Origin of the sequence: Erysipelatoclostridium sp. DFI.2.3 (genome assembly GCF_019132535.1) — a bacterium.
Taxonomy (GTDB): domain Bacteria; phylum Bacillota_I; class Bacilli_A; order Erysipelotrichales; family Erysipelotrichaceae; genus Clostridium_AQ; species Clostridium_AQ innocuum.
In genome coordinates this window covers 36,837-59,173 of sequence record NZ_JAHOOJ010000006.1, presented here as the reverse complement: position 1 = coordinate 59,173, position 22,337 = coordinate 36,837, and the positions used below count along the sequence as shown (strand labels likewise).

Here is a 22,337-nt window from a genome sequence, read left to right as displayed (position 1 = left end):
ATGTATTACTTTGCGTTGCTTCTGCATTTCCTATTTCTTGCGTAGAGCAGGACTGCTCCCCCCATTACAACGATACCTCCAAGCGTAAACATCAAAGTTCCTGTCCCTCCGGTAACCGGAAGATTAAAATCCTCCGGTGTTCTGTTCTTAACTATAAATGAAAAACTTCCGGATCCTGTCGTAGCATTGTTGATTATTTCATATGTTCCATTATTGGTAATCTCTATTTTATCTAATTTACCATCAGGAACATTTTTAGAATTTTCATCAATTGTATCTTCCAATGTGATTTCTATATATCCTGTAGGCTTTACATATCCTTCCGGGGCTTTTGTTTCGATCAATCGATATGTACCTGTGTCTAACCCATCAATTTGAATCGAGCTTTCTTTACTGATTTCTATATCTGATACCGGTGTTACAGCAATATCAAATGCATCTGCGCTCCCATAAAATATATAATGATGTAGATCATTTGTATCCTGTACGAATTGTAAAACATCTCCATCAGCATCTTGTAACTGGAATACGGCACCTGTTAAATACGTTGTTCCGTTTTCGTCTTTTTTATCAAAATTTATTTCATATGTGTATGTTTTCTTTTTTGACTCAATTTCATATGTATCATTTTTATATGGATTTGGGTTATATTTCAGTGAAGCGGTATTTTCAATTTCATCAAGTTCCAACGCCTCTTCAGTTATTCTTTCTTGATACAATACATAGACGACTTCTCCTTGGTGGTTTTCTAAAAAACTCTCTTTTACTACAATTTTAAATGCATTCTCTGTCTTCGTTAACGTATAATCCGTAATTTTACTCATAGAATCGCTGCCATCCGCATGTAAAGAAACTACAATGGAATCAGGAACTAATTTCAGTCCTTTTCCGCCTTGATCAGATATTTCAAATATTTTATAGATAGAGTCAGCTGGATATACAGGTATCTGGGCATTCAAACGATAATTGACAATCTTGCCGATACCGGTTGTTATCTCACTGATATCAGGAATTTCTTTTTCAAAACCAGGTTCTTTGTCTTGTTTCATAACGAGTGTAATGCTTTCCTTTGGATTTTCATAAGATCCGTCTTTCTGTTTGGCTGGCAACACGTTCACGGATGTTGCTTTATACATTATATAAAACTTCGAGTTGTCCCGCTGGTTCAATATGTTTTAGATAAAGCAAAAGAGAACACATCATACTGTCCTAAAAAAGTGAAAGTGAAGATTATCCATGATCCTGCTCCAAATGCATTTGCTCTAGGTAGGCAAACACTATGCATAACTGACGGATTGCTTTTACTCTCCGATGATATGATACTTGGAATTCTCGCCCATGAGATCGGACATCTCTCATACGGACATACTGTTATCCAATTATTGATTGGCGGGGGCAATATATTTATATCCGGGTGCCTCCTGTTAATCAAAATATCCTACTGGATTTTTTCTGCAATCATGGGGCTGTTCGCAATATGCTCTCGTAGTGGTGTAATGGGTATAATTACCGCAGTTTTCGCAGGAATATCAACAGCACTTTCTTGGTTATGGGTAAAGTTCTGTATGCTTTTTCTGATGTGGTCTATGAGACAAAATGAGTATCTGGCTGATGAATTTGCTTATAAAATTGGTTTTGGTCTTGAATTAGCGACGGTATTAGACCAACATATCTCAGATGTTCCGCATGATGGTTTTCTCAGTGCAATATACTCAACTCATCCATGCAACGATGATAGGGTTGCAGCATTGCAAAATTTAGGTGTACCCTATTCTCGATACTAAATTCATAATCTCACAAATTGGCAAGCAGTGTAAACCTGTACAGGTTCACTCATTTTCTCGATTTTCCCTTCGGTGCAATCTTCGCAAATTTGCTTGTTGGGGAAGCATCCCCAATCCCCTTTGAACATCATCTGCCGATGATGGCTACACGATTTTCAATCGTTTCTCAAAGAACAGTAGAATAAAAATTTGCCCATGGTTGAAAGCACCGAAATCGAAAAGCAAAAAAGCAGCCACGATCCGCACCCTTTGGGGAGTGCAGACCGTGGCTTTTTGCTTTAACGGAAGTTCTTCTTTTCCTCTTTCTCTTTCTCTTTTTCCTGCTCTTTCTGCCTGTCGATATTCAAAATCGTTTCAACCGTCCGTTTGGCAATCAGCAGTTCTTCTTTCTCTTTTCTGATCTGACGGTACTCAGCGTAGTCCTGCTTTTTCTGGACTGCCAGCTGATGAAACTCCTCATACAATGATTGCATGGACGGGAGCTTTGTAATCTGCAATTCATCAAAGGCTTGCTTCGCCGCTTTATGAATTGTGATTTCCTGACGGTGTTCTTCAAAGAATTTTTTGCTATATCCAGACTTGCGGTACTCGATATAAATTTGCCTTGTGTTGCGATAATTTTTGATGTGCTGCTGCAACGCCTGAACCTCAACCATACGTTTCTCTGCGACCTTGATAGAATCAGAAAGCGCATCGAACCGGGCAGACAGATTTTCAATATGAGCAGTCAGATCGTCGTAGTTGCCCAAGCCTTTTTCTTTCAGTAGGATTACCGTTCGGGCAGCTTCTTTTCGGTTGAACTTCTTCGCCCACTTTTCATAACCGACCGTCTTGCCCTCGGCCATCTTTGCCTGAATATCAATCAGCATCTGGAACTGCTTCGGGGCAGGAGCCTTGGCAGAGCCGCCTTTTGATTTGTGCAGGTTCTTGCCGGAGATAACCGCTTGAATTTCCTCTTTGCTATATCCTTCGCCCAGGGAACGCAGCCGAATGAAACGCTTCTGATTCTCGCCCTTGAACGCAGGCTGCTTTCCATCCTTGAACTCAAATCCCATGTCAGCCAGAGCCTGAACAAAGCCATCAAAGCTCTTTGGTTTCTGCTTCAGCACCGCATCAATCGCATCACATAATTCGTCACGCTGGGTACGCTTCTTGGGATAAACAGTTCTTTTCTGGCGCTCCCGATACGGCTTCGGTGTAATAATGGACAGCCCGTGTTCCAGGCAAACCATATCACTAAGTCTTTGCACCGCCAGACCGGAAAGAAAGAAGTTTTTGAATTTCCGTGTGGCATCCAGCGAGGTCGAATTATAAATGATATGATTGTGAATGTGGGATTTGTCGATGTGGGTCGCAACGATGAAAGCGTGTTTTCCCTTTGTCCATCGCATCGCTGTTTCATAGCCGACTTGGTTCGCTTCTTCCGGGGTGATTTCTCCCGGCTTAAAGGACTGGCGTATCTGGTATGCGATGATATTGTTCTTCTGCTGTCTGCCGGTAATATGCTGATACTGCCGTTTGGAAAGCAGAAATTCCTCATCTGCTGTCTTTGGATCACACTCATAGGAACTGATAAATTCGCCATCATTGGTTTTTGCGGCATTTTGTGAGTAGTCGGTTCTGTCTGCCAAACATTGAGCGACCGTCTTTCCCTTATTCACATGGAGTGCAATCAATCTTGTCGCTGCCATTCCCATCACTTCCTTCCCAAAAAGAAAAAGCCACCGGTCGGTGACTTTTCTCTGATATTATCTTATGACCTGATAAATGCTCCCAGACTTTCTCCAATATTCTCGACTTTCATAACAGCCCAGACGAGCAAGAACACCGCTGCTATTGTCGCAATTCCAAGAACCACAAGAATAAGCAGGGACTGCCACAAAGCCTTTACAATGCAGTAAATCGCAGATCCGCCAATGACCAAGAGCAATAAACCAATTACATAGGACACAACATTTGTAAGCAGATTTCCAAGAATGCAAATCACTTTTACAACGAACAGCACCGGCAGTGCCAATATCTTCAATACCAGCTTCATAGGCTCAACCCCTTTCTTTTAATTATATTGTACAAGGGTATCTGCCATAACGCAATGATGTCAACCCTTATGTAAAAGCCGCAGCCGAAACTGCGACTTCCCAACAAGTTGTCGGATTACTGGATTGAGGACAGGCGAACAAGAACTTCTCTCATGTCCGTCCAGATCTCCTCCAGCCGTTTTTGCAAATCCTCAATGTCAGCACGATAGATGCTGCCTGTTTCGTTCGCTCGCTTTGCGTACTGGTTCAGGTTGTTGGAGCAGATTCGCAGGAGCGAAACCAGGGCTTTCACATCCTGCAAATCCAGTCTGATACAGTAACCATCCAGAGCCATTTTCCGCAGATAGGCTCCCATGCTGCGGATGCCAAGCTCGTCCATCTTCTCATGGATTCGCTCGACCTCCTCCTTGGATGCAAGGAAATGAACATCCTGATCTCGCTTTGCCATTACAACACCTCCTCACGGGTTTCAGAGTATTTTGCAGGCGGGATATGCTCCGCTTTGGATTTCAGATCAGCCAACACAGAAGGACGCTCTGACTCGCTTCTTTCGTCACGATTTTCCACAGAGTCCTCCATATTCAGGGCTGCATCCAGTTCTGCCAGTCGCTGACTTTTGGCTGTCAGCTCTGCTTCCTGCGGGAACGGTTTTCCAACCTCCGCCTTGGCTGCTTCCTGCTGATTGTAGAGATTATTCAACTGCTCATTGGCTCGTTCTAAGCGCTCAAGGATGCCTGCAAGGGCATTGTCCAGTCGGGTGATATTTCCTCGTGCGTCCGTTCCAAGGGCTACTCTGTGGCTCACAGCGCCCTTCAGGGTCACATCGAACTCGTTCCGGAAACTGTCAAACGAAAGCTCCATCTGAAAGCCACGGTAACTGCCAAGAGGAACCGGATCGGCACTTTTCGTGTCCTTACAAGCCGCAAGGAGGATTTCACCGGCATCTGCCTTTTCGGTGTAGGCTTTGCCCATGATTTCCATGCCGCAAAAGCCATCGGCAATCTGCGGGTGTGCTTCCACGGTTTTAATATCAGCTTCAAAGCCATGAATATAGCCTGTCTGCTTTTCAATCTCAGCCGGGAAGTATTTCAGAAGCTTATCTTCCATACGGTACTGCTGGCTCTGGTGGTCAGCTTTCAGCACCTTCAGCCTTGCCACATCAATGTCCAAGTCCATCTTTTCCTTGATAAGCGGATTGCCGGCACACAGCGCCTTGATCTCCGCATAGGACAGCGCCTGCTCATCCACATCGTCACAGGAGCGAACCGGTGATTTGGAGGTCATAATCTGAGAAATAAACTTCTGCTTGTTTTCCAAGGTCTGATACAGGTAGGCATCGAAGGTTCCCTCGGTCACATACTGATACACCTGAACCTCTTTGTTCCGGTTGCCCTGACGGATGATACGACCGTTTCTCTGGGTCATATCAGACGGACGCCAACCCACATCCAAGTGGTGAACTGCCACCAATTTGTCCTGGACGTTGGTTCCTGCACCCATCTTTTGCGTACTGCCAAGAAGCACTCGCACCTGCCCGGTACGAACCTTGGCAAAGAGGTCTTTTTTCTTTGCCTCGGTATCTGCATCATGGATAAAGGCAACTTCTTCCGCAGGCACACCGTTTGCAATCAGCTTGGTTTTGACATCATCATAGACATTGAAGGTTCCATCATTTTTCGGTGTGCTAAGGTCGCAGAACACCAACTGGGTCAATTTGTCAGCCTGACCGTCCTGCCAGATACGCAGGATATTTCCCACGCAGGCATTGAGCTTGCTGTCAGGGTCATCGGGTAACAGGGTGTTCATTAGCCGCTGATCCAGTCCCAATTTTCGTCCGTCGCTGGTAATCTTGAGCATATTATCGACGGACGGGTCTACAATACCGGCATGAACATCTGCTGCTCTCTCTGAAAGGGAAGCCACCATATCCTTCTGGTACTCAGAGGGCTGAACCACAACCGTTTCAAACTTTGCTTCGGGAACAGGGAGATGCAACTGGTCAGAGGTCTTGATGTCGGCAACCTCCTTGAACATATTCATCAGTTCAGGCAGGTTGAAGAACTTCGCAAATCGGGTTCTGGCACGATAGCCGGTTCCCTCCGGTGCAAGCTCAATCGCAGTTGTTGTTTCTCCGAAGGTCGATGCCCAGGAATCAAAATGGGTCAGGTTCTTTTGCTGGAGCGTACTGTACTGGAGATAGCGCATGACCGTATAAAGCTCGGTCATCGAGTTACTTACTGGAGTACCGGTTGCAAAGATCACACCACGCCCGCCGGTCAGCTCATCCATATAGCGGCACTTCATAAACATATCCGAAGATTTCTGGGCTTCGGAGGTGGACAGACCTGCCACATTTCGCATTTTTGTGTAGAGGAACAAATTCTTGAACGCATGGCTTTCGTCCACAAACAGCCGGTCTACACCCAACTGCTCAAAGGTAATGACATCATCTTTCTTGTCAGCGGCAAGGAGCTTGTCCAGTCTGGCTTCCAATGATTTTCGTGTTTTCTCCATCTGCTTGATCGTGAAGTTTTCGCCACGCTGCCATTTCAGCTCCGCAATCGCACCCTCGATCTCATCAATCTGCTCCCGCAGCTGCCGTTCCTGTCGTTCGGCAGAAAGCGGGATTTTTTCAAACTGGCTGTGACCGATGATGACTGCATCATAGTCACCCGTTGCGATACGAGCGCAGAACTTCTTACGGTTTGCTGTTTCAAAATCCTTCTTGGTGGCAACAAGGAGCTTGGCACTCGGATAGAGGTGCAGGAACTCGTTTGCCCACTGTAAGGTCAAGTGATTCGGCACAACGAACAGGGATTTCTGGCTCAATCCAAGCCGTTTACTCTCCATAGCCGATGCAGCCATCTCGAAGGTCTTGCCCGCACCAACTTCGTGTGCAAGCAGCGTATTTCCACCATATAGCACATGAGCGATAGCATTTCTCTGGTGTTCACGGAGGGTAATATCCGGGTTCATGCCGCCGAAACGGATATGAGAGCCATCATACTCACGAGGTCTGGTGGAGTTAAAAAGTTCGTTGTACTTGGTGGAAAGGGTTTCTCGTCTGTGCGGATCTCTCCAAATCCAATCTCGGAACGCATCCTTGATTGCCTGCTGTTTCTGCTGTGCCAGGGTAGTTTCTTTTTTATTGAGGACACGCTTCTGCTTACCATCTGCATCTTCAATCGTATCATAGATACGAATATCCTTCAGATTCAGCGTTTCCTCCAGAATCCGATATGCGTTGGCTCGCTCTGTACCGTAGGTGACATACGCCGCCACATCGTTGTAGTTGGGAGAACTCTTACCGTTGATGCGCCACTCTGCGGTCAGCTCGGAGAACTTGACCTCAATGGAACGGCGCAAGTAATACGGCGTTTCAAAGGTTTCCTCCATGAACTGCTGAATATAATCGGCATCAATCCATGTTGCACCCAAACGCACATCAATCTCGGACGCATCCAAGTCCTTCGGCTGTGCTTTCTGCAAGGCTTCCACATTGATGTGGAAGGAAGAATCCCTGTCTGCCGCCATCTGTGCGACACGCAGCTTGCTTCTTACATCACCGGAAAGGTAATCATCGGCAGTCTGCCATCCAACTTCCACAGCATCGGGAGCCATCGGGTCTTTGAAGATCACCCCTCGAAGCTCTGCCTGAATCGCATCGTATTCTCCAGGTGTTCCAAGCAGCTGTGCCATAAACGGCAAATCCACCTTGCCACGCTCACCGATAGAGATTGCCAGAGCTTCGGACGGCGTATCCACGCTCGTCACTCTGCGTTCCGGCTTGATGGTTCGCTTGGTGAACATATCCGCCTTGCTTTTCAGATTGCCGTCCTCATCCACATTTTCCAGAGAACACAGGAGATAGTAGGAGGAATCGTCAGCAAATGCCTGACCATTGGCTCGATTATTGATAAGCCCGTTCTTTGCGGCAAACGCATCGTAGGCATCATTCAGTTCTGCCTGTTTCTGAGTAATCATTTCATCCGGGTAATCCTCAAGCTGATATTCGATCAGCTCGTTGACGATACCACGAAGTTCCACCATGCCCATCACACGGTCTTTTGCTTTCTCATTCAGGTCTACACGGCGCATCAGGGAGTTTTCACGGAAGTACACATTGCCATCCACCACGGTATAAGAGAAATTCTTTACATCCGGGGTTGCAGGAATGGTTTCGATTTCCTTACCCTTGTCAGCTTCGGGAAGCTCCACAGCCTGATAGGTTCCTTGGATGTGGGAAACTGCTTCTTTCAGAAGTTCGGACAGTTCCATGCCCTCAATGGGACGCACTGTAATGTCCATGCCGTAGGCGGTACTTTCTTCCACCGTATCGCCCAGAACCATTTCAGGATGAGCGACAAAGTAGCTGTTCATGGTGTGTCCTTCTTCGGTGCGGTCAAGGTTTACCCATTCCGGTACAATGTCAATCGGATGGTCACGCTTTTGCAGGAACAGGATGTCGGACACGACTTCCGTGCCTGCGTTTTTCTTAAAGGCATCGTTTGGCAGACGGATTGCACCAAGCAGTTCCGCCCTCTGCGCCATATATCGCCTTGCGTCAGAGTTCTTGGAATCCATGGTGTAACGGCTTGTCACAAAAGCGACCACACCACCGGGACGAACCTGATCCAAAGCCTTGGCAAAGAAATAGTTGTGAATGGAGAATCCCAGCTTGTCATACGGCTTGTCGGACACTTTGTAGTTGCCGAAAGGGACATTACCCACAGCCAGATCGTAAAAGTCTCGGCGGTCTGTCGTTTCAAAACCGGCTACTTTGATTTCTGCGTTGGGATAGAGCTTCTGAGCAATTCTGCCGGTGATGGAATCCAGTTCCACACCATACAAACGGCTGCTCTGCATTTCAGGAGGGAGCATACCAAAGAAGTTGCCGATACCCATAGCAGGCTCCAGAATATTTCCTGTTTCAAAGCCCATCTGTCCGACCGCATCGTAGATGGAGCGAATGACCGTAGGGCTGGTGTAATGTGCGTTCAGGGTGGAAGCTCTTGCCGCAGCATATTCATCTTCGGAAAGCAGGTTTTTCAGTGTCTGATACTCCTTCGCCCAATTTCCCTTGTCCGGGTCAAAGGCATCTGCCAGACCGCCCCAACCGACATAATTCGACAAAATCTCCTGTTCTTCGGTAGTGGCGTTCCTGTTCTCGCTTTCCAGTTTGAACAGAGTTTCAATGGCTGCGATGTTTCTTGCGAATTTCTGCTTCGGTCCACCTTCACCGATGTTGTCATCCGTGATGTGGAAGTTCACCGCAGGAACAGGTGGGATTTCTCTGGTGGTGATGGACTGCTCAAGCTGAGCGATAATGTCCATGACTTCGGCATTCTGCCATCCGTCCACCTGGGCATAATCCTGAATGATGGTGTCCTTTCCATCTACGCACTGTACGAAGTCCAGACTACCCGGCAGATCTCTGGTATTCATTGCACCCAGGGCTTTTCTCTGCGTGTCAGGAAGTGCATAGTAGGCTCGCAGGGCATCATCAAAGGAACTGTATTCCTTGATGTCCAGCGCACCCCGCTTCTGAATGTCCTCGGCAACATAAAAATGATCGATGAAGTGTTCCGGTTCCTGCTGTTCGGGTTCCGCACTGGCTCTGACCTGTGCGTGTGCCTTTTCGTCAGGGTAGTCCCCATAGATACGGATGCACTTATGCTCCTGCTGATCGTAAACGGCAGCACCATCGTACTTGAATCCGTCATCCTCCATGGTTCCGTCCACATAGCCCTGGGCAGCTTTTTCCGCTTCTTCCAGAGTGTAGTAGTCCAGTTTATCATCGAAGCCGTTTTCAAAGTGATGGTAGGCGGCAACCAGATAGCGGGGAGCCATGCGCTCCTCGTAGCTGTTAATCATCTCAGGTGTCAGCCATTCTGGTTTGTCGGGAATCATTTCATACAGCTCACGCATCTTGGCAATCTGTGCATGGCGGTTGCCTGCCCACAGATGCTTTTCGCTGTGCTGTCCTGCACCAAGGAAGTATTCGCAGTCCATACGCAGACGGTCTAACAGCTGATACTCAGGGGTGTAGTCCCTCGGTTCGGTTTTGCCCAGAAAATCCTCTGTAACGGGCTTTTCTTCGGTTTGGGCATCAACCCTTACCGCATGGTTTCTTTCGTCCTGAGAGAGCATACGCTCGAAATTCTCACGATTCTCGGCACGGAAGATGGGATAAGCAAGCGTAGGGTCACGCAGCTGAACTTCTCTGTCCGTGATCTGCTCCACACGGAAAGCTGTATCGTCCAGATATACCGTGTCACCGACCTGATAATTCCATTTCGGTTCCTCGGAAGCAGATGCTTCCACAACTTCGGCAGGCTCTGCCACAGGCGCTTCTGGCTGAACCGACTCCATCGCAGCTACGGACTGACGAACTTCCTCCAAATAGTCATTGGCAAGCCATTCGTCCGTGAAGTATTCCGTAACGCCTTCCGGGTCTACATAGTAGTCATCGGTCTGATTATCCCAGATCGCATACTCGCCATCCTCGGTATCAATCACTGCGAAACGGTCATAAACATCTTCCAACGGATCAGTTTTAGCTTCTTCGATAGCCTGTCGTTCCGCTTCTTCCTCCGGGCTGAGGTAGCGTCCCTTTCGTATCAGACCGTCGATTCTCTGCACCACCTGCGCCCAGGACATCTGCAATTTATCGCAACCGCTCTTGGTGTAAGCAACACCCTTGGCATCGTGATCCTGACCGCTGTGCGTTGCACCAGAGCAGGCATGGGAATGACCACCGGTTCCGTATTCATGCTTCAGGAAGTCCATCTTTTCCTTGGCAGAATGATTCTCCTGCCAGTAGTTATAAATACGGGCTTTACCACCGGAAAAGCCGCTTCCACGGGTCAAGTCTGCATTGACTTCATCATCCGTAATGAACTGGCGGACAAGGGGCATCTGCATCATATCGGTCTGATACTCACGCAAAGGCATATTCAACTCATACAGCTGTTTCTGAATGAGATTCAGCTTGTGATAGTGAAAACGAAGCAGATCGGGATTTTCCGCAAGGGTTTTTCTAAATTCCGAATACTGCTGTACCAAGGTTGCGTGGAAACGAGGGTCATCCAACTTTTCAGCCAAGTCTGCGGTTTCGTCAGGGAAACCACGAAACGGTTCCTGATGAAGAATTGCCAGATAGTTGCTGGAACGGGCTTCTTCACTCAAATCGTGATAAAGATGCCACAGGGATTCTGCCAACTTCTGACGCTCATATCCGGATGCTTCTACCAGTTCCACATTAGTTGCGAACCGACCATTTTCAAGCAGTTCTCCAATGCGCTCGGCAACCGTTTCCCAAGAAACGATCTGCGCTCTGGGGCTGTCAATGGCAGAGGAACCTTTGGCAAGGTGGATACCGTCCTCGGCATACCACGCACAGATATTCCCGCTATCTTCTTTCAGACCATAGCCGCCGTGATAGACCTGCTTTAAGGTCTGAACGATTTCTTCCAACGGCTTCTGCTTCATATATTCCAGCGCTACGACTTTTCGGGCTTCATCGGTATTGCTACCAAGCAGAAGGAAGTGGTCGATTTCTTCCTGGGCAAAAGAAAAAGCAGAGGGCGTAAAGCTCTCTGCTCGGTCGATAAAACTGATTTGTTCATTTTCGGAGAGGAAAAGGTTCAGACTCAGCTGTTGATAAGCTCCGTCATCACGACTTCCTCCGCCTGTGCTTTCAGGCTGTTCATGTGCTGCACCCACGCCATCTGCTGCGTTTCCTTGTCCGGTGCGGGGCTGTCCTTCAGGTACTGCTCCATCAGAAACTCCACTCTGGCTTTCGCTGTTTCCTCGATCTCCCACAGGTGCGGGAACAGGCTCTCCGTCAGAATCATGTCGTTCAGGAGCATCGGATTGTTCTGTTCCAAAAATGCTCGACGCATCCTGCCGTACTTGCCCAGAGGTTTCTCTCCCTCGTTCTCCAACTGAAGGTTCGGAATCTGATAATCTCCGGCCTGTCTGTAAGTCATCTCGCTCATAATCTGTACTCCTTTCGGTAGCTTTAATCTGCTCATGTTCTCCAATCGCTTTTTCGATTTCCTGAAACATCCTTGTGCTGATGGCATTCACCGCAGTACCAAGGGCATTTACCGTCTGTCTGGTGTTAAAATCAAACACCTTCTGGAAATCCTCATGCTCGAAGTAGTTGTCGGGACTTTCCACGAACCGGCAATACATCGTATAGGATACGCTGTTTGCCACCGCATTTTTGAAAGCTACTTCGATGTTGAGTTCATCATACTCCTCAAGGAAGCTGTTGGCAACGATGTCGAGGAACTGCTTTTTGTAATCGTCCCAATACTCAGCCGCCAGTGCGGATGCAATATCTTCAAGCTGTGCTTCCAGTACCCCGTCAGCGGCAACACCGAAGGTACGCTCCATCGCTTCCATGACATAGGAGCGGTTTTCAGGCGTCACCTCCCACGGTTTCAGTTCCGGGGAAGAACGGCGAACGCCGGTATCCGCCACATCAAACACATAGCGCAGATACGGTTTATCCCTGTTCATCACAAACAGAGCAATGCCGGTAGAGCCACGCTTTACATATCTGCGGTAATTTTCAGCGTTCCAGTCCTCATAGGGCTTGCAAAAGGTCGCATTGGGGCGCTGAGCATAAATCATCACCTGTTCCGGATAGGTGAACTCATAGTTGCGGGACATCGTTCTCAAAAACGAAGTCCAGTTATCTGTGTTCGAGGTGATTTTCCCAATCGTTTCTTTTGCTAATCCGGAATAAAATCGCTCTTTTGCGTTCATTGTATCCCTCCAATCCTATCAATCCGGATAAAGGTTCAGCTTCTCAAAGGCGGCATCGTCCATGGCTGAAACTTTACGGAGAACCGAGTCTGCCAAAGCAAAAAGCTCTGACTCGTCCTCCGAAAGCTGTTCCTTCATCAGTGTCAGTGCTTCACACAGCCCTGACCTTGTGCCAGGGCTGTAAAGCATCATCATGTTCCGCTCATCCTGTGTGAAATCCATCATTCAATCTCCCTCGTATAATATGATTTGCAGACCGTTTTGTAAGTGTGTCTGCTTAGTCCACTTGTTAGATTAGATATCAGCAGGCTTAGAGATGCCCATGATACAATAGCTGTAGGACAGCAGGGTCAAGTTCTGAAATCTCCCGTTGAACCGAAAGGTTGCTTCACGGAAAGTCCGTTCCCCTGAGCCGGAAGTTAGCTGCAAACTCATTGGCTGTTTGCCCGAGTGTAGGCCGCCCTTTCAGCAGTGAGGGATATCGCATCGGCCTGCTCTGGAATGATTCTGATAGGCGAGGTTGCGGATGCTCCGGTTATCATGGGTATCTCAAAGCCTGCTGGCCTGAAATCTCCATGCGGGGAGGTGAAAATTATGAACCCATTATTCGTTGGTATTGATGTGAGCAGCAGGAACAATGTGGCCTACCTGATGAAACCAGACGGCAGCAAGTACTCCAGTTTTTCTGTGCAGAACAACCTTGGCGGGGCTAAACTGTTGTCAGAAAGAATCGTATCGGCACTCGGCTCCATGCAGCTCAGTGATGTTGTGATCGGTCTGGAGGCCACCTCTATCTACGGGGACAGCCTTGTCTACGCTCTCCGAGAAGATGGCAGACTGGGGCAGTTCCAGCGAAAGATTCATGTTCTTAACCCCAAGCAGGTGCGGAAATTCAAGGAAGCCTATCCTGACCTGCCTAAGAACGACTGGGTGGACGCCTTTGTGATTGCCGACCATCTGCGTTTTGGCAGAATCGCCAGGGAGGTCTACATGGATGATTACCGTTACAAAGCACTCCAAACCCTGACGCGGGCCAGATTTGAGGTCATTCAAAATCTGACTCGTGAAAAACAGCGGTTTGCCAACTACCTGTTTCTCAAATGCTCCGGCATGGCCCAAGATAAGGATATTGCTAATTCCAGCTCCACCACGATTGCTCTCATGGAGCGCTTTGAAACAGTGGATGATCTGGCAAACTCTGATCTGGAAGAACTGACCGCCTTCGTTACAGAAACAGGACGTGGAAGATTTGCAGATCCAGCTGCCACAGCCAAAGCGGTGCGAGCTGCTGCCAAGGGCTCCTATCGTCTGCCCAAAACGGTAAATGACACCGTGAATCAGGCCATGTCTGTCTCCATTGCCTCTATGCGGGCCTTGAAAGAGCAAGTCAAGGTTTTGGACAAGGCCATTGAGCAGCAGTTTGAAATCATCCCCAATACCCTGACTTCCATTCCTGGCATTGGCAAGGTTTACTCCGCCGGCATCATCGCTGAAATCGGCGACATTCACCGGTTTGATTCTCAAGCCTCCGTTGCCAAGTTTGCCGGCCTTGTCTGGCACAAAAATCAGTCCGGTGAATTTGAAGCGGAGCATTCCCGAATGATTAAATCCGGCAACCGCTATCTCCGCTACTATCTGCTGGAAGCCGCGAACTCTGTGAGAAGATGCGACTCCGAGTTCCGGCGCTACTACGACCTCAAATTCAAAGAGGTCAACAAGTACCAGCATAAACGCGCACTCGCTTTAACTGCCAGAAAACTGGTTCGGTTGGTCTTTCGGCTGCTGAAGGACAACCGCCTGTATATCCCGCCGGAGAGCTGAGTACACCACTCGCAGCTCTGGCGCTCCCGCCCTGTTTCAAAAAACCTTAGGGGGCAGGGCTTAGGTTGGTGTTGCCTTTTTTCTGCTTACGCAACTGTTTTCCTGCATTTATTCTCGATTTTTCCTGCCATCACCCTCTTGACTTCATACCATTAGACTTTCCGGGTGGCTCTTGGGCGGCTTATGGGAAACATCCGGCACGGGCTTTTCCTTTAACTGCTCCAACACCGAAGGACGTTCCTCTAATCCGGACGCTTTTCCGTTATTGATGATACCGTCAATCATCCCATAATCATCTTCCATTGCCATCTCTGCGTTTTTCAGGTAGTTTTCGGACTTCATAAAGTTTTCCAGCTTCTGAAACCCAACAGAATCTACATAGTGAAAGGATACCTCACCGACTACCTTTAAGGCTACGATGTCGCTGACCGACATACTGTGACCACGGAAATCATCCGGGTGGTCAATATTGAACTTTACATACAAATCTTCCAGCTGCCGATTCACATCCTCGGACATAGAAATGGAGCCATGATAGACCACCTCGTAACGGTCAATCTCAGGCTCCATTTCTTTCTTCTGAAGGTAGCTGTAATTTGCAAACATGAGCGGGATATTATCGTCTACATCTTCCCGCAGCTGAAGAATCGCATAGGAATCCGTGGGGCTTTCCAGAAAAGCAACCATTCTGTCATCCGGGGTGGTATTTCCGTGAACATCATCCCATTTTTCGTTTTTCATATCCGTGTCCTCCTTATCGTTCAGGCTCTTTGCGTTTGGGAGAGGGACTGGCAGGCGCAGCTTTTTCTGCGGCCTGTGCCAGTTTTTCCATGACCGACTCACGCTTCGGAGAGTCGAGCTTATCCAGCTGACTTTTCAGCACTTTGGCAACCTCAACCGCAGTTTCCTCACGGGCTTCTTCAATGGCTGTATTCAGGAACTCACGATACGGAGCCGTATTACCAGCGGCAAGATCTGCCTTGATTTCTTGGATATGCGCCTGCACATCATCGACCTGATCCATATATTCATAGGGGTCGAAGTTCTCTGCAAAACGGTCGAGCTTAAAAGCAAGCTCAGCGATAGGGTCATTGACCACCACCGCCTGTCTGCCGACTTCAAAAGCCTGCTCCATGACATCCTCATAGAACATTGCCCGCAGTTCCCGGCGCTCCAGCCCGAAGGATTCCAGAATATCCCGGCGGACTTCGAGCATGGACAGTTCAGGGTTATCAACCTGACCGCCATCAATCTCGTTGTAGTTTTCATCCAACAGGGTGTAGTCGTAACCATCTTCGCAGGTCTGCACCGCAAGGATTCTATCCTTTCCGACCTTCCATGCGGCTTCATCGCCCATAATCTCAGGCTCCGGCATATAGCTTGCGCCGTTGCGCTCCATAATTTCTGCAAACTGGCAGATATGAAACACATTGTATCCGATCTGCGTATGATACTCGTCAATGAAGGTGCAGGGCTTCACAACCATTTCATCCGGGTAGTGAATCTGCACACAGCTGCCATCGGGGATATGAAACAAATCCTTATAATGGCTGTCGATAAATCGGATTTCCTTACCATCCGGGTTGTACTCATTTGTCATTTGCGCTTTCCTCCATTTTCAAATTCCATACTGAACTTCGTTTTGCCATCATCTGATACCTCCATAAAGACGGTGGCATCAAAGGTGTTGCCCGTTCTTTCGGACTTGCAATTCTTGAGCTTTACCTTGCCGGAACCAAGCAATTTCTGCGCCGTGGCAGAAGTCATGCTCTTGCCGATGCTCGCAAAGTAGCGATTGTTTTTCCAGAGGGCAAATTTGCAAGCTCTGTTGGAACAGAAAAATGCCTTGGCTTTGTCCTCTACAGCACTGCCGCAGAGCGGGCATTTGCCGATAGAATTGGCTTCTTTCGACATCATAACCTCGGAATCACGGATTACTTCATAGTTCTGAATCAGACCGGCAATCACATCTTTGATCTCGTCCATAAAGTCCTCGCTGGCATATTCGCCTTTCTCAATGAGCAACAATTTTTCTTCCCAATCCGCCGTCATGGATGGGGACTGAATCTGTTCCGGCATGACTGTTACCAGAGCCGTACCCTTGTGGGTCGGAATCAGGTGTTTGGTTTTCTTATCACCCTTACGCTCCAGAAAACCGATGCGAACCAGCTTCTCAATGATACCGGCACGGGTCGCAGGCGTTCCCAAACCTTTGCGCTCCACCTCATCAGGCATTTCGTCCGCACCGGCAGTTTCCATAGCAGAAAGCAGAGTATCCTCGGTAAAGTGTTTAGGGGGAGATGTTTTCCCTTCCTTGATTTCCGTGCCGCTGACGGTCATTTCGTCACCAACGGAAACAGAAGGGAGTGTCTGCACGTTTTCGTCGGATTTTGTCGAATCATTTTTCTGAACCAGAGCTTTCCATCCATCCTGCACAACAGTTTTGCCTTTGGTGGAAAACACGGTACCGCCACAGTCCAGCTCAATAACTGTCTCTGCGTATCGGTGCGGATCGCCAACAGCTACGCACAACCGATTCGAGATCAGTTGCAAAATTGCAAGTTCACCCTTGGGAAGTTCGCTCAGATTGCATTTCTGCAATTCTCTGGTCGGAATGATGGCATGGTGATCTGTGACCTTTTTGTTATTCACAACCTGCTCTGCATGAACTGGTATGTTATCCACATCCTCCACGGGGAATGTGTGGAAAGCCAGCTTTACGAGGTCGGTCAGGCTATGTGCCATATCTTCCGTCAGAAACCTGCTGTCGGTACGGGGATAAGTGACCAGTTTCTTTTCATAGAGGTTCTGCGTGTAGTCCAAGGTCTGCTGTGCCGTGTAGCCAAGCACACGGTTGGCTTCTCTCTGTAAACTGGTCAGGTCATAGAGCGCAGGCGGCTTTTCTGTTTTCTCCTTACATTCAGCTTTCTGAACGATTGCCACCGAACAGCTTTGTTTGACAGCTTCGGCTGCTGCCTTGGTTTTGAAGCGTTCGCTTGCAGCCGTAAAACCATCCAATCCAATCTGAACTGTGTAGAACAGTTCAGGCTTGAATGCGGAAATGGCAGCTTCTCGCATAACAGCCATAGCAAGGGTAGGGGTCATAACACGACCAACATTCAGGGTCTGCCCGTAAAGGGTCGAAAAAAGTCGAGTAGCGTTAATACCAACAATCCAGTCGGCTCGTTCTCGACACAGTGCTGCTTCATACAAAGCATCATATTCCGTTCCAGACCTGAGATTTTCAAAGCCCTCCTTGATTGCTACATCTTCCATCGAGGAAATCCAAAGCCGCTCAAACGGCTTTCTGCACCCGGCTTTGTGGTACACCAACCGAAAGATCAGCTCGCCCTCACGACCGGCATCTGTTGCACACACAAGACTCGCAACATCTTCTCTGGCCATGAGCTTTTTCAGAATCCCAAACTGTTTTTTCGTACCGGCAGAAACCTCATACTGCCAGTCCATCGGGAAGATAGGAAGGTCTGCATAAGCCCATTTGCTGTACTTCGCATCATAGACTTCCGGCTGTGCCAGCTCCACCAAATGCCCTACACACCAGCTGACCACATATCCGTTTCCCTCTAAGTAGCCATCCTCACGCTTGGCAGCACCTAACACTTTGGCAATACTCTGTGCAACCGAAGGCTTTTCAGCCAAAACTAATTTCATTTGCATCTGCTCCTTTCACAAAAAAATAAGCAGCCACACACCGTAGTGCATGACTGCTATGTAAAAAGTTCGGAAAGGATTTTTGCAACCTGATACAATTTTCTGTTCTACAATCTCCGTCATAATAAAAATATCTCCATCATTTCAAAAGAGAATGACGGAGATATTTCACCTTGCTTATTCTTGTAGCAACCAATCGGCTATATCGTGAATTTCGATTCCTTCATAGCTATATTGGGGATGTTTGGTTCTGGCAATAATCATTTTCGGATAAGCGTCTCGAATCTGAAGCAGAGGAGAGCATTCTCTCTCAAATGTTTCCTGCCCGGAAATGTTGTCGCTGACCTGAATATAAATCTTTTCGCTACCTCTCTGAGCAACAAAGTCGATTTCCTTTTGATAGAGCTTGCCGACATAGACATCATATCCACGGCGAAGAAGCTCGATACAAACAACGTTTTCATATACTCTGCCATAGTCTATATTTCTGCTTCCCAGTATTGCATATCGAATACCGCTGTCACACAAATAGAACTTTTCAGAGCTTTCAAGGTATTTCTTACCTCGGATGTCATATCTCTTAATATCATAAAATACAAAAGCATTGCACAAATACTTAATGTACTTGCCGACGGTTACATGATTGGTTGGAGTCTCATTTGCTGTCAGTAGCTGACTGACCTTATTCGGAGAAGTCAGGTTGCTGATATTATCCATAAGGAACTCGCTCAGACGTTGTAAAACCAAAGTGTCCGGGAGAGTATATTTCTGTACCAAATCCCTTGTAACAATCGTTTCGTAGACCTCTTTGATATAGTTTGTTCTGTCTTTTTCGGTTCTATAAGCATAGGAACCTGCTAAACCGCCCTTGATAGCGTACTCATCAAAGAGCTTATCTTTGTCACTAATATCATCATAATACTGGCAATATTCCTGGAAGCTGAAAGGAAACACATGAATTTCAATATAGCGTCCGGTAAACAGAGTTGCCAGATCTGCACTCAACAGGAAAGCATTAGAGCCTGTTACATAGATGTCGTATTTTCCCTTAGAGTACAGGCTATTGATTGCCAACTCAAACTTGGGACACATCTGAACCTCGTCTACAAACAGGTAGTTCGTTTTTCCTTCCTGATAATGTTCTTCCACATAGGCGTGTAAGGCATGGTATTCCTTGATTTCTTCATACGCCAAATCCATGAAGTCGATGAAGATAATATTGATGTTTTCAAAATTGCTTTTCAGATACGCAATATACGCCTGCATCAATTTGGACTTACCAGATCGACGAATGCCCGTGATGATCTTGATGTCAGGAGTACCATTCAGTTCAATGATTCTATCGAGATATTTTGCTCTCGTGATTGTTTTCATATAGTCACCCGCTTTCAAAAATTGAAGTTTTTTCATTTCTCGAAACCGCTTCGCTGTACTTATTATACTGTCTGCTAATAGTATATGCAAGATGTCACTTTCAAAAACGCAAATTTTTTTATTTTTTGAAAGCGGAAACTATGTAAAGGCAACCCGAAGGCTGCCCCAGGCATCAAGCCTATCCTGTTTACACAGGTTCATTATCATCTTCATCGACGGAGCTATCTTCATCGTCGTCCTCAAACTCCGGATCGTACCCATAGTCCTCGTCATCGTCCACATAATCAGCATCTGGGTCAGGCTTTGCCGCTTCCTGTGCCTTCTTCTTTTCCTGGACTTTCTTAAATACGAAGAATCCACCACCACAGGCAAGCACAATCAGAGTAAGAATCGCCGGGAGCATATTTGTGGATTTCGGCTTTTCCTCCGGTGTCGGTTCTGTAATTTCAGGAACTGTTTCAACTACTTCCGGCTTTGTTTCCTCAACCGGCTTGGTGAACTCTGCAACTTCTTCCTCGTCCATCAGCTTGAGCAGGTCGGCTTCATCCACCTGATTCAGAAAATGCACGGTTTCCTCGCCCTTATCATCACGGTCAATGATGATATAGAAGTAGTTTCCGTTTTTGGTTACAGCGGTAATGAACTGCTTTCCGCTTTTCGTAGGCGAGCCAGCGTCATCAACCAAAGTCAGATTGCCGTCGGGAGTAAGCGGTAGCATCGGCTCCTCCGGCTCTGTTTCGGGAACTTTTTCTTCGACCGCAGGTTCTTCAGTCGCTACGCTTTCATCTACATAGGCAAATGCCGTTGTAGAAAACACGCCAAAACACATTGCACACGCCAGCAATGCGGCTCCAATTTTCTTAAATCTCATTCTGCGTTTCCTCCTCATTCATAGTATTGATCGTATCAGGCTTCGGAGCCATATCCGCAGCAAACATACGGAGCAGCTCGGAAAGCTGTTCGGGATTCAGGTTCGCAGCATGAACCATCTCATGGATTTCGGAATTTTCCTCCTCACGGTATCTGCGTTCCAGGTCTTTCACCTTAGCATCCCATTCTGCCCGTTTCTTACGGGCTTTTTCAAGGTCTGCACCTATTCTGTCTAACTTGGCACTCAATCGCCATCCCTCCTTTAGTTTCTGATTCTGCCGAAGCAGTAAAAATGCTGTTGCCAGTAATTCGATTCGATAGAAGCGTAGGAAATGGGGTTTCCGCAGTGGATCATCATACCATTGCCAACATAGATACCAACGTGTGATGCACCGGAGGTATCATAAGTGCCTTGGAAGAAAATCAAATCTCCCGGTTTGGCAGAGCTTTTCGGGATAATGTCGCATACGCCCATCAAACCGTTTGCGGTCAAACGACCAACACTCCAACCGTTTCCGCAGTGATTGATTACATAGGAAACAAATCCGGAGCAGTCAAAGGAGGTAGACGGGCTGCTGCCGCCCCACACATACGGGTATCCCAGATATTTTTCAGCTTCCCGAATCATATTGGCAAATCTTGTGTCTGTCAGCGCTTCGCCCGGAATATCATAATCGGTGTACTCGCCGCCAGGGGTGGCGTAAATGTCATTTCCGAAAATATCCGGTCTGTTGCCCCTTGTCTGAAGCAAAATTCTATATCGCTCCATATCATCTTCCGACAAGCCGGAATTTGAAATCACACTGTTCAAGCCCTTATTTCTGAGCTTCACATTCAGAATATAATATTCGTAATCTTCTTCCTCTGTTGTTGTCTCTCCCGTTTCGGGATCAGTAGAAGATGTTGTTCGTGTACGAATCTCTACTACTTCCGTCAGGGTCAGCTCATATTGTTGCTCAAATAGCCATTGCAGGGTAGCCTGCACCTCATCTCTGGTGTAATCCTCAAACTTCACCGTCAAATACGCCGCCAGCTCATAAGGATTGTGGTTGATTTCATCAAGGTCATACCGGTACTCGTCATATCCGCTATGAGTACGCTCGATATTATTGATTTTATTGCGGAGCGCAGCTTCCAAAGCCTTGTAATCATTGTCCGCACCAATAATATCTTCCTCTTTTGCAGTAAAAGAAGTTCCCAGAATGATCTGTGTGCCGCCTTGGAACATAGCCGAACAAGACGAGAACATCCCTGAGAGTATCATAAAAAGCAGTCCGGCAATCAAAACAAACAGAATCGTTTTAGAGTGTGTGGTGCAGAACTCCGTTACTCTTTCTGTGATGTTCTTGGCTCCCTGAGCTGCTTTGCCCGTTGCCTTGCCTGCACCCTTAGATGCAGAAGCCGTTGTCGAAGCGGTATTCTTACCGGCTTTGGCGGCAGCATATTCTTTCTTGATTGCCCTTTTCTGTTGCCAACGGGAAAAGGGATTGGAACCGGCATCGGGGTTGTCCTTTTTGAACTTCTCATACAGGGCATTTACATTTGCTTTATCTGACTTCTCAACCAGCTTTTCCGCCTTGTCGTAGGCTTTCAGCTTGTGACTGTAAACGGCATGATCGACGGTATAGACAGTGGATTCAACAGCCTTGGTCGTTTCCTGCACAGCCTGAACGCCGATATTATCATCCTCATATTCTGACACCGCCCGATGTGCTTTGGATGTGAGCGTGACTGCGGCACCACGGCTTGCCATGTGCTTTGCCACAGATGGGCGCTCGATTTCCGTAAACTCCGCTTTTTCAAAACGGAGCTTTGCTTTACGGGAACCGGCTGCATCTGTTTCCAGCTTTAGCTTCGGCTTTGCCTTTTTAGAAGCCAATTTGTCTGCCGCTTTTTCAGCCCTATCAACCGCCTTATCTGCACGGTCGGCAGCTTTCTTCACATGAGAATCTGCAAGGTCATCTTCGGTAAAACGGAGTCGTGTAGGTCTTTTCGCCAT

17 protein-coding genes are annotated in these 22,337 nt (G+C 47.5%); 3 read left to right on the top strand and 14 right to left on the bottom strand.

Features of this window, described 5'->3' with window-relative positions; translation table 11 throughout:
• Positions 1-5 precede the first annotated feature (5 nt).
• Positions 6-1,049, bottom strand: coding sequence for a SpaH/EbpB family LPXTG-anchored major pilin (locus tag KSZ58_RS07780; RefSeq protein WP_254884709.1), 1,044 nt, complete (start codon positions 1,047-1,049; stop codon positions 6-8).
• On the opposite strand from KSZ58_RS07780, the gene KSZ58_RS07775 reads away from it, so the two are divergent.
• Positions 1,041-1,784, top strand: coding sequence for a zinc metalloprotease HtpX (locus tag KSZ58_RS07775; RefSeq protein ID WP_254884708.1), 744 nt, complete (start codon positions 1,041-1,043; stop codon positions 1,782-1,784). The two genes, KSZ58_RS07780 and KSZ58_RS07775, sit on opposite strands and share 9 nt — an antisense overlap.
• A gap of 278 nt (positions 1,785-2,062) precedes the next feature.
• Here the strand turns inward: KSZ58_RS07775 and KSZ58_RS07770 are convergent, their stop codons facing one another.
• The 5 genes from KSZ58_RS07770 to KSZ58_RS22640 form a co-directional block, all read right to left on the bottom strand.
• Positions 2,063-3,475: a relaxase/mobilization nuclease domain-containing protein gene (locus KSZ58_RS07770; protein ID WP_002578945.1), complete on the bottom strand. Its 1,413-nt coding sequence runs from the start codon at positions 3,473-3,475 to the stop codon at positions 2,063-2,065.
• A gap of 62 nt (positions 3,476-3,537) precedes the next feature.
• On the bottom strand, positions 3,538-3,822 hold the full coding sequence (locus tag KSZ58_RS07765) for a hypothetical protein (protein ID WP_002578946.1): 285 nt from the start codon (positions 3,820-3,822) through the stop codon (positions 3,538-3,540).
• Positions 3,823-3,938: 116 nt separating this feature from the next.
• Entirely contained in the window at positions 3,939-4,271 is a 333-nt protein-coding gene (gene mobC, locus KSZ58_RS07760; RefSeq protein WP_002578947.1) for a plasmid mobilization relaxosome protein MobC, read from the bottom strand.
• Positions 4,271-9,973 carry an LPD11 domain-containing protein gene (locus KSZ58_RS07755; RefSeq protein WP_223385287.1) on the bottom strand — a complete coding sequence of 1,901 codons (5,703 nt, stop codon included), beginning with the start codon at positions 9,971-9,973 and terminating at the stop codon, positions 4,271-4,273. Before KSZ58_RS07755 ends, mobC begins: the two co-directional genes overlap by 1 nt.
• A gap of 1,502 nt (positions 9,974-11,475) precedes the next feature.
• Positions 11,476-11,814, bottom strand: coding sequence for a TnpV protein (locus KSZ58_RS22640; protein WP_118199520.1), 339 nt, complete (start codon positions 11,812-11,814; stop codon positions 11,476-11,478).
• Between the two features lie 43 nt (positions 11,815-11,857).
• Between KSZ58_RS22640 and KSZ58_RS22635 the strand changes: the two genes are divergently transcribed.
• On the top strand, positions 11,858-12,571 hold the full coding sequence (locus tag KSZ58_RS22635; protein WP_021632746.1) for a hypothetical protein: 714 nt from the start codon (positions 11,858-11,860) through the stop codon (positions 12,569-12,571).
• Between the two features lie 48 nt (positions 12,572-12,619).
• Here the strand turns inward: KSZ58_RS22635 and KSZ58_RS07750 are convergent, their stop codons facing one another.
• A complete protein-coding gene (locus KSZ58_RS07750) occupies positions 12,620-12,826 on the bottom strand; it encodes a transposon-transfer assisting family protein (protein WP_002578948.1) in 207 nt (68 codons plus the stop codon).
• Positions 12,827-13,195: 369 nt separating this feature from the next.
• Here KSZ58_RS07750 and KSZ58_RS07745 point away from each other — a divergent pair, with 369 nt between their 5' ends.
• A complete protein-coding gene (locus KSZ58_RS07745) occupies positions 13,196-14,422 on the top strand; it encodes an IS110 family transposase (protein WP_027642637.1) in 1,227 nt (408 codons plus the stop codon).
• 144 nt (positions 14,423-14,566) lie between these two features.
• Here KSZ58_RS07745 and KSZ58_RS07740 read toward each other — a convergent pair whose 3' ends face one another.
• From KSZ58_RS07740 to KSZ58_RS07710, 7 genes are all read right to left on the bottom strand, one after another.
• Positions 14,567-15,163, bottom strand: a complete 597-nt coding sequence (locus KSZ58_RS07740; RefSeq protein WP_217752648.1) for a YodL domain-containing protein — start codon at positions 15,161-15,163, stop codon at positions 14,567-14,569.
• Positions 15,164-15,176: 13 nt separating this feature from the next.
• Positions 15,177-16,022: an LPD16 domain-containing protein gene (locus KSZ58_RS07735; RefSeq protein WP_002304387.1), complete on the bottom strand. Its 846-nt coding sequence runs from the start codon at positions 16,020-16,022 to the stop codon at positions 15,177-15,179.
• A complete protein-coding gene (locus KSZ58_RS07730) occupies positions 16,019-18,094 on the bottom strand; it encodes a DNA topoisomerase 3 (protein ID WP_002578949.1) in 2,076 nt (691 codons plus the stop codon). The genes KSZ58_RS07735 and KSZ58_RS07730 overlap by 4 nt, the downstream gene beginning before the upstream one ends.
• A 177-nt stretch (positions 18,095-18,271) precedes the next feature.
• Complete coding sequence (locus tag KSZ58_RS07725; protein WP_002304383.1) at positions 18,272-19,504, bottom strand: ATP-binding protein; 1,233 nt, start codon at positions 19,502-19,504, stop codon at positions 18,272-18,274.
• Positions 19,505-19,655: 151 nt separating this feature from the next.
• On the bottom strand, positions 19,656-20,339 hold the full coding sequence (locus KSZ58_RS07720) for a DUF4366 domain-containing protein (RefSeq protein ID WP_002578950.1): 684 nt from the start codon (positions 20,337-20,339) through the stop codon (positions 19,656-19,658).
• The gene (locus KSZ58_RS07715) at positions 20,329-20,586 is read right to left on the bottom strand and encodes a DUF4315 family protein (protein ID WP_002304378.1); all 258 of its coding nucleotides are present in this window, start codon (positions 20,584-20,586) and stop codon (positions 20,329-20,331) included. Before KSZ58_RS07715 ends, KSZ58_RS07720 begins: the two co-directional genes overlap by 11 nt.
• 14 nt (positions 20,587-20,600) lie before the next feature.
• Positions 20,601-22,337, bottom strand: coding sequence for a C40 family peptidase (locus KSZ58_RS07710; RefSeq protein WP_002304377.1), 1,737 nt, complete (start codon positions 22,335-22,337; stop codon positions 20,601-20,603).